Annotated in this window: 7 protein-coding genes and 1 pseudogene; 5 read left to right on the plus strand and 3 right to left on the minus strand. The window is 36.0% G+C overall.

All coding sequences use genetic code 11. The features are described 5' to 3' along the window. A pseudogene (locus tag DMC01_RS16895) lies at positions 1-475 on the plus strand (hypothetical protein); the annotation flags it as partial. A 307-nt stretch (positions 476-782) separates the two neighbouring features. Here the strand turns inward: DMC01_RS16895 and DMC01_RS11795 are convergent. The 3 genes from DMC01_RS11795 to DMC01_RS13885 form a co-directional block, all read right to left on the minus strand. Further along, entirely contained in the window at positions 783-974 is a 192-nt protein-coding gene (locus DMC01_RS11795; RefSeq protein ID WP_142694396.1) for a hypothetical protein, read from the minus strand. A gap of 7 nt (positions 975-981) precedes the next feature. After that, positions 982-1,119, minus strand: coding sequence for a hypothetical protein (locus DMC01_RS13880; RefSeq protein ID WP_185908917.1), 138 nt, complete (start codon positions 1,117-1,119; stop codon positions 982-984). 115 nt (positions 1,120-1,234) lie between these two features. Then, the gene (locus DMC01_RS13885) at positions 1,235-1,378 is read right to left on the minus strand and encodes a hypothetical protein (RefSeq protein WP_185908918.1); all 144 of its coding nucleotides are present in this window, start codon (positions 1,376-1,378) and stop codon (positions 1,235-1,237) included. A gap of 199 nt (positions 1,379-1,577) precedes the next feature. Here DMC01_RS13885 and def point away from each other — a divergent pair, with 199 nt between their 5' ends. From def to DMC01_RS11815, 4 genes are read left to right on the plus strand one after another with little or no spacing between them, the layout of a single operon-like run. Further along, on the plus strand, positions 1,578-2,135 hold the full coding sequence (gene def, locus DMC01_RS11800; protein ID WP_142694397.1) for a peptide deformylase: 558 nt from the start codon (positions 1,578-1,580) through the stop codon (positions 2,133-2,135). Continuing rightward, positions 2,107-3,609 (plus strand): YifB family Mg chelatase-like AAA ATPase, encoded by a 1,503-nt coding sequence (locus tag DMC01_RS11805; RefSeq protein ID WP_142694398.1) that lies wholly within the window; start codon positions 2,107-2,109, stop codon positions 3,607-3,609. Before def ends, DMC01_RS11805 begins: the two co-directional genes overlap by 29 nt. Beyond that, positions 3,609-4,136, plus strand: a complete 528-nt coding sequence (locus DMC01_RS11810) for a hypothetical protein (RefSeq protein WP_142694399.1) — start codon at positions 3,609-3,611, stop codon at positions 4,134-4,136. The genes DMC01_RS11805 and DMC01_RS11810 overlap by 1 nt, the downstream gene beginning before the upstream one ends. Continuing rightward, positions 4,136-5,299 carry a pyridoxal phosphate-dependent aminotransferase gene (locus DMC01_RS11815; RefSeq protein WP_142694400.1) on the plus strand — a complete coding sequence of 388 codons (1,164 nt, stop codon included), beginning with the start codon at positions 4,136-4,138 and terminating at the stop codon, positions 5,297-5,299. The genes DMC01_RS11810 and DMC01_RS11815 overlap by 1 nt, the downstream gene beginning before the upstream one ends. Positions 5,300-6,084 lie beyond the last annotated feature (785 nt).

Here is a 6,084-nt window from a genome sequence, read left to right on the forward strand (position 1 = left end):
AACACCAGTTTTTTACTTCGTGCTACACACTCGTAACTCTGCGAGAAGATATGCTAAAACGAAATGGGCAAGTTTATACTCAGATTGTAAAAGCTTGCTTGGCTAGAGAGCTATTACCTATAATAAGGAATTTGAGTGATATGAGCAAGACAGAATTTTATAGTGATTGCTTGGCTATTTATGATGGTTTAGTTGATTTTTTACTTCGTGCTACGCACTCGTAACTTTGCAAGAAGGAGCAAAGTTATAGAGTAAGACACAGGGAAAATGAGTTTGCAAAAGGCACAAATCACATAAATGCAATTGAGAATTTCTGGGGCTTTGCCAAGCATAGATTGAGCAAATTTAAAGGAATTAAAAAGGAAAATTTTGTCCTTCATTTAAAGGAAACAGAATTAAGACGAAAATTTTGAGACAAAATATTTATCAAAATTTATTAAAGTTGATAAGCCAAAATCCGCTTAAGTTGTCTTGAGCCAAATATTTAAGGCTTAATTCAAGTTTTATAAGTTTCTTTATCATAAAAACAGGTCTTAAAGTTTCTTAAGTTTCTTTAAATCACTTCCAAAAAGCAAGGATATACTCCATCTCTGATACATAAATTTATGGCTCAATTAAACTTAATAGGATTTTGGCTTATCAATTTTAGTAAATTTTGATGAGAATTTTGCCCTAAATTTTTCATATTATATTTAAATTCTGTTTATTTGAAGTGAAACACAAAATTTTCTCTTTAGCCATAGAATTTGGCTAAATAAACTAGCAAGGTCCCCAGAAATTCTCTATGCCTTTATGTGGTTTTGCCCGTTTGCAAACTCGAATTTGGAGTGTTTTACCCTATAATGTGCCTTTGTTCCTTCTTGAAAAGTTGCAAGACAAAACGAAGCAAAAAATCCACCAAGACACCGTAGGCTTTGAAGCTCTCCTGAAATTGTGATATTTTCTAGATCTGCAAAATCCCTTATAATAGGCAATAGCTCTTTAGCAGAACAAGTGTTTGAGTGTATAAACGCAAGCCTCGCATTTTAGCATTCCTTCTCGCAAAGGGACAAGAGGGGTAACGAAGTAAAAACACAGACATTTTCTTGCTAGCCCCACGCCCACACTTGCTACACACACGCCTTACACCTTCTACTACGCAGTTGCAAGACGAAATGAAGCAAAAAGTAACTTTCACCCTCTTCGATTTCACCGCCCATTTTCTAAAGAAACTTCGTTTTGCTGATTTTTCGCACTATTTTGCAGTTAAAATGCGAATTTCTTGCAAAATTGCATTCACACAAGCACGAGTTATTTTGCAAATTTCTGCGATTTTTTTCGCCTCTAAATCAATTCTTGCAAAGGGAGGAGCCGTAAGGCGAAGTAAAAAATAACGCAAAATTCCTTAAATTATATCTGCGAAATTTGGGAACGGACTTTTGTTTTTCATAGGCGTTAACTTAAAAACCCTTTGGTTTAAGTTTAATTGAGCCTAAATTTACAAACAAAGACTAAGAAAATCTAGCCTTATTAGTTAAAATTTGCTAGAATTTTGTTTTTTATACAAGATATTTTTATCTTTTTGAAAGGTTTGCTAGATGCAAAGGGAGATCATCACCTATCCTAACAAAAGACTTTTCATCAGCTCAAAAAGGGTGGAAAACTTTGACAAGGATTTGCATAAACTTCTTGATGATATGTATGAGACTATGATTAAAGGTTGTGGGGTAGGGCTTGCTTCGATTCAGGTAAATGTGCCTTTGAGGGTCTTTTTAGCAAATATCCCTGATGAAAACGAGGAGCAAAAAAAAGAGGATTTATTTGAGATTATTAATCCTGAGCTTAAAATTTTAGATGATGAGAAGATAGTTTTTAATGAGGGTTGTTTAAGCATACCTGGCTTTTTTGAGGATGTTGAAAGATATAAAAATGTGAGGCTTGAGTATCAAGATCGCTTTGGAAAGCATAAAATTTTAGAGACAAGTGATTTTTTAGCTGTGGTGATTCAGCATGAATTTGATCATTTAAACGGACATCTTTTCATAGAAAAGCTTAGCTACACAAAGAGAAAGGCATTTGAGAAAGAATTTAAAAAGCAGCAAAAAGAAAAAAGACAAAGGTCCTTGGGTGAAGAAGCTAAAAAGTCTAAGTCTTAGTGAGGAACTTTGTATAATCGATGTTGAAAGCACCTTTACAAGAGGACTGCCTGGCTTTGCCATAGTAGGACTTCCAAATTCAGCCATAAAAGAAAGCACAGAAAGAATCAAGGCTTGTTTAATGAGTAAAAACTACTCCTTTCCCGCTCAAAAGATCACCATAAATTTAAGCCCCTCAGGCATACCAAAAAACGGCTCACATTTTGATCTTGCAATGGCTATTTTAATCTTGCTTCAAAAAGAAGCACAAATTGATGAGCTTTTTGTCTTTGGTGAGCTTGGGCTTGACGGTGCTGTTAAGAGTACAAATGAGCTTTTTTCCTTGCTTCTTTTTTTATCTGCTAAGCTTAAAAAGGCAAGGGTTTTGATCCCAAAGGCTTTGTCTGAAAAGGCAGCTATGATTCCAAATTTAGAGGTCTTTGCTGTTGAGAGCCTTGATGAGGCGGTTGAATTTTTTACCAATGACAGTGAAAAATTCAAGGCAAAGGCCACTCATCCTTTGTTTTCAAGCCCTGAGATGATAGAAAATGAACTTTACATAGCAAACAAGCATTTTCCTTATGATTACAAGGATGTAAAGGGGCAAGAAAATGCAAAAGAAGCTTGCAAGATAGCAGCCCTTGGTATGCATAATATCTTATTTGAAGGCAGTGCAGGAAGTGGCAAGTCTATGTGTGCTAAAAGGCTTGTTTATATAATGCCTCCTCAAAGTTTAAATGAGGTGCTTTTAGCAAGTGCTTATCAGTCTTTAAATTCAAAGGATGCTGAATTTTCAAGCCTTAGAGCCTTTCGTAATCCCCATCACACAAGCACGAGGGCTAGTATCTTTGGAGGAGGCACAAGGGGGGCTAAGATAGGGGAGGTAGCCCTTGCAAATGGAGGGGTGCTTTTTTTTGATGAGTTTCCACACTTTGGCAAGGCTATTATAGAAAGTTTGCGAGAGCCTCTTGAAGATAATCAAATTTTAGTATCTCGTGTGAATTCAAAGGTAAATTACGAGACCAAATTTCTTTTCGCAGCAGCGCAAAATCCTTGCCCTTGTGGGAATTTATTCTCTCTTAGTCTAAGTTGTAGGTGCAATGACCTAGAAATAAGAAGATATAAAAGCTGCATCTCACAGGCTATTTTAGACCGTATAGATCTTTATGTGGCTATGGAGAAATCAAGCCCCGAGGATAAGGGTTCTGTTAGCTCAAAGGAATTAAGCGAGAAGATTCTAGCTGGCTTTATCTTTCAAAAAAAAAGAGGACAAAAAGAATTTAATGCCAAGCTAAAGGATGAGGATTTAAAGGAGCTTTGCGTGATGGATAAAGAGGCTGAAAAGATTTTAGATCTTGGAATTTCAAGGCTTAGCCTTTCTCAAAGATCTGTTAATAAGGTCTTAAAGGTGGCAAGAACCTGTGCTGATTTAGAAGAAAGCGAGTGTATAAACAAGGCACATATACACAAGGCTTTAAGTTTTAGGATGAGATGATGAAAAAAGAAAGTGCAGATCCAGCCCAAGAGCTGATTAAAAACATAAAAAGAGTAAATAGAAAAAGAAAGATGCAAAATGAAAGGCATTTTTTCAAACGCGAAGAGGCCTTTGATGAAAAGATGTCAGTTATCAAGCAGATCAGTGGAACAGTTTGCATTTGCATAGCCATTTTCATCTTTTTTACCCCATTTACCTTTGCTAATTTACCCATAATCTACACTGTATTTACCTTTGTGATACCCTTTATTTCTGCCTTGCTTTTGATCTTTGTGGTTCCTAAAAATCCCATTTTATTACTCTTTGCCTTTTATTTTTTTCTTGTTAGCATTTGGTTTTTTGTGTTAAGTACCTTTTCCTCGCTTTCTGAGGTGGAACAAAATATCAAGGCTGAGCATTATTTTTATATCTTGTTTCCACTTTTTATGGCATTTTTTGTGATAGGAAATTATCTTTATACAAAAAGTAGTGTATTTTACTCTTATGTTTCCTTTATACTCTTGCTTATTTTGTTTTGGACTAGATGATGAAGAAATTAAGTCAAAGAACAAGCATTTTTACTGAATCAATCATTCGCAAGATGACAAGAATCGCCCTTAAACATAAGGCTATAAATCTCTCTCAGGGCTTTCCTGATTTTGATCCTCCAAAAGAGCTCTTAGATGAGCTAGCCAAAGTAGCTTACAAGGGACCTCATCAATATGCCCTTACAAGCGGGGCTGTGAATTTCAAAGAAGCCCTTGCTAAAAAACACAAGCATTTTACAGGACTTGATCTAGATCCAAACGAAAATATCCTAGTAACCTGCGGCAGCACAGAGGCTATGATGGCTACTATGATGGCACTTGTTGATCCAGGAGATAGGGTTGTTGTTTTTAGTCCCTTTTATGAAAACTATGCAGCAGATGCCATTTTAAGCTCAGCTACTCCTATCTTTGTGCCCTTAAATCCACCTGAATTTAATTTCGATGCAAATCTCTTAGAAGCTGCTTTTAAGCAAGGAGCAAAGGCTATGATACTTTGTAATCCTTCTAATCCTTGCGGAAAGGTATTTAGCCTTGATGAGTTAAAAATCATAGCCGATCTAGCTAAAAAATATGAGGTCTATGTCATAACAGATGAGGTTTATGAGCATATAATCTTTGCCCCACATAGGCATCATTACATGTCAGCAATAGATGGTATGTTTGAAAGAACGGTTACTTGCTCCTCTCTTTCTAAGACTTATTCTATAACGGGTTGGAGGCTTGGATATGTGATCGCAAGTAAAGAGATCATTGATAGGGCTCACAAGGTGCATGATTTTTTAACTGTCGGTGCAGCTGCACCCTTGCAAGAAGCTGCTGTTGTAGCCTTGAATTTTCCGCAAAGCTATTATGAGGACTTAGCTCATAAATACACCCTTATGAAGGATACCTTTTTAAAGGGCTTAAAAGATTTTGATCTAGCTTATACGGATCCACAGGGGGCTTATTTTGTCCTTGTTGATATAGCTGAGTTTGGCTGGGAGGATGATACTGTTTTTTGCGAAAAGCTCATTGAAAGGGTAGGAGTGGCCGCTGTTCCTGGATCTAGCTTTTTTAAAGATAGGGTGCAAAATTACATAAGATTTCATTTTGCTAAAAAAGAAGAGACACTAAACTTGGCCCTAGACCGTTTGGCTAGCATTAAAAGGCTTATGAAGCCTTAAGAATGCTTTTAAATTCAAAGGTGTTTTTTAAAGACGATTGATACTTTTAGCTGATATAATGACAGCTAAAAGCTTGGTAAAATCGATCTTAGTATATATTTTTGCCCTACATTTAAAAGCGAAAATTTTAACAATTCTTGGAGTGTTTTTGTGCTGATCTTTGTGTGAGCAAAATCGCTGTTTTGTGTAAGCTTTCTCGCCCTTGCGTGAATAGGATAGTGCGAGAAATTCGCATTTTAATAGCAAAAGAGTGTGAAAAATCAGCAAAACGAAGTTTCTTTAGAAAATAAGCGGTTGAAGTTGATGAGAGCTATTTTTTGCTTCGCCTTAGGGTTTGTAACTGCGTAGTAGAAGTTTGCAAAGTTTAGTTTGGCTAAATGTAGGGGCATAAAAAAAGAAAATTGTATCCCTCACTTAAAAAAACAGAATTTAGATATAATGCTAAAATCAAAGGACAAAATTTATATAAAACCAGACTAAAAATGATAAGCCAAAATCTGCTTAAGTTGTCTTGAGCCAAAAATAAAACAAGTTTAAGCAAAATTCAAGCAAAGCAAAGTTAAAGCAAGTATTTAAAACAAAAGCAAAACAAAATTCAAACAGCACAAAGCCAAAAGGATAAAAAATGAAAGCAGCTCACTCATCCCTAATCACCTCAAAACACTCCTTTATCATCACAAAAGCCTACATAAAAGAGGGGCTAGAAGAGCTTCTTGTATGCGAATGCGAGGGCTTTTATGAGAGTATGCAAGCTGAGTTTTTAGGCTTTGAAGGCTTGAATTCTA

This window comes from Campylobacter troglodytis (assembly GCF_006864425.1).
GTDB classification, from domain to species: domain Bacteria; phylum Campylobacterota; class Campylobacteria; order Campylobacterales; family Campylobacteraceae; genus Campylobacter_D; species Campylobacter_D troglodytis.

Bases quoted from the DNA above. Each gene is read 5' to 3' on its own strand.
- DMC01_RS11810 (WP_142694399.1), top strand. From the start codon at position 3,609: ATGAAAAAAGAAAGTGCAGATCCAGCCCAAGAGCTGATTAAAAACATA.
- DMC01_RS11815 (WP_142694400.1), top strand. From the start codon at position 4,136: ATGAAGAAATTAAGTCAAAGAACAAGCATTTTTACTGAATCAATCATT.
- def (WP_142694397.1), top strand. From the start codon at position 1,578: ATGCAAAGGGAGATCATCACCTATCCTAACAAAAGACTTTTCATCAGC.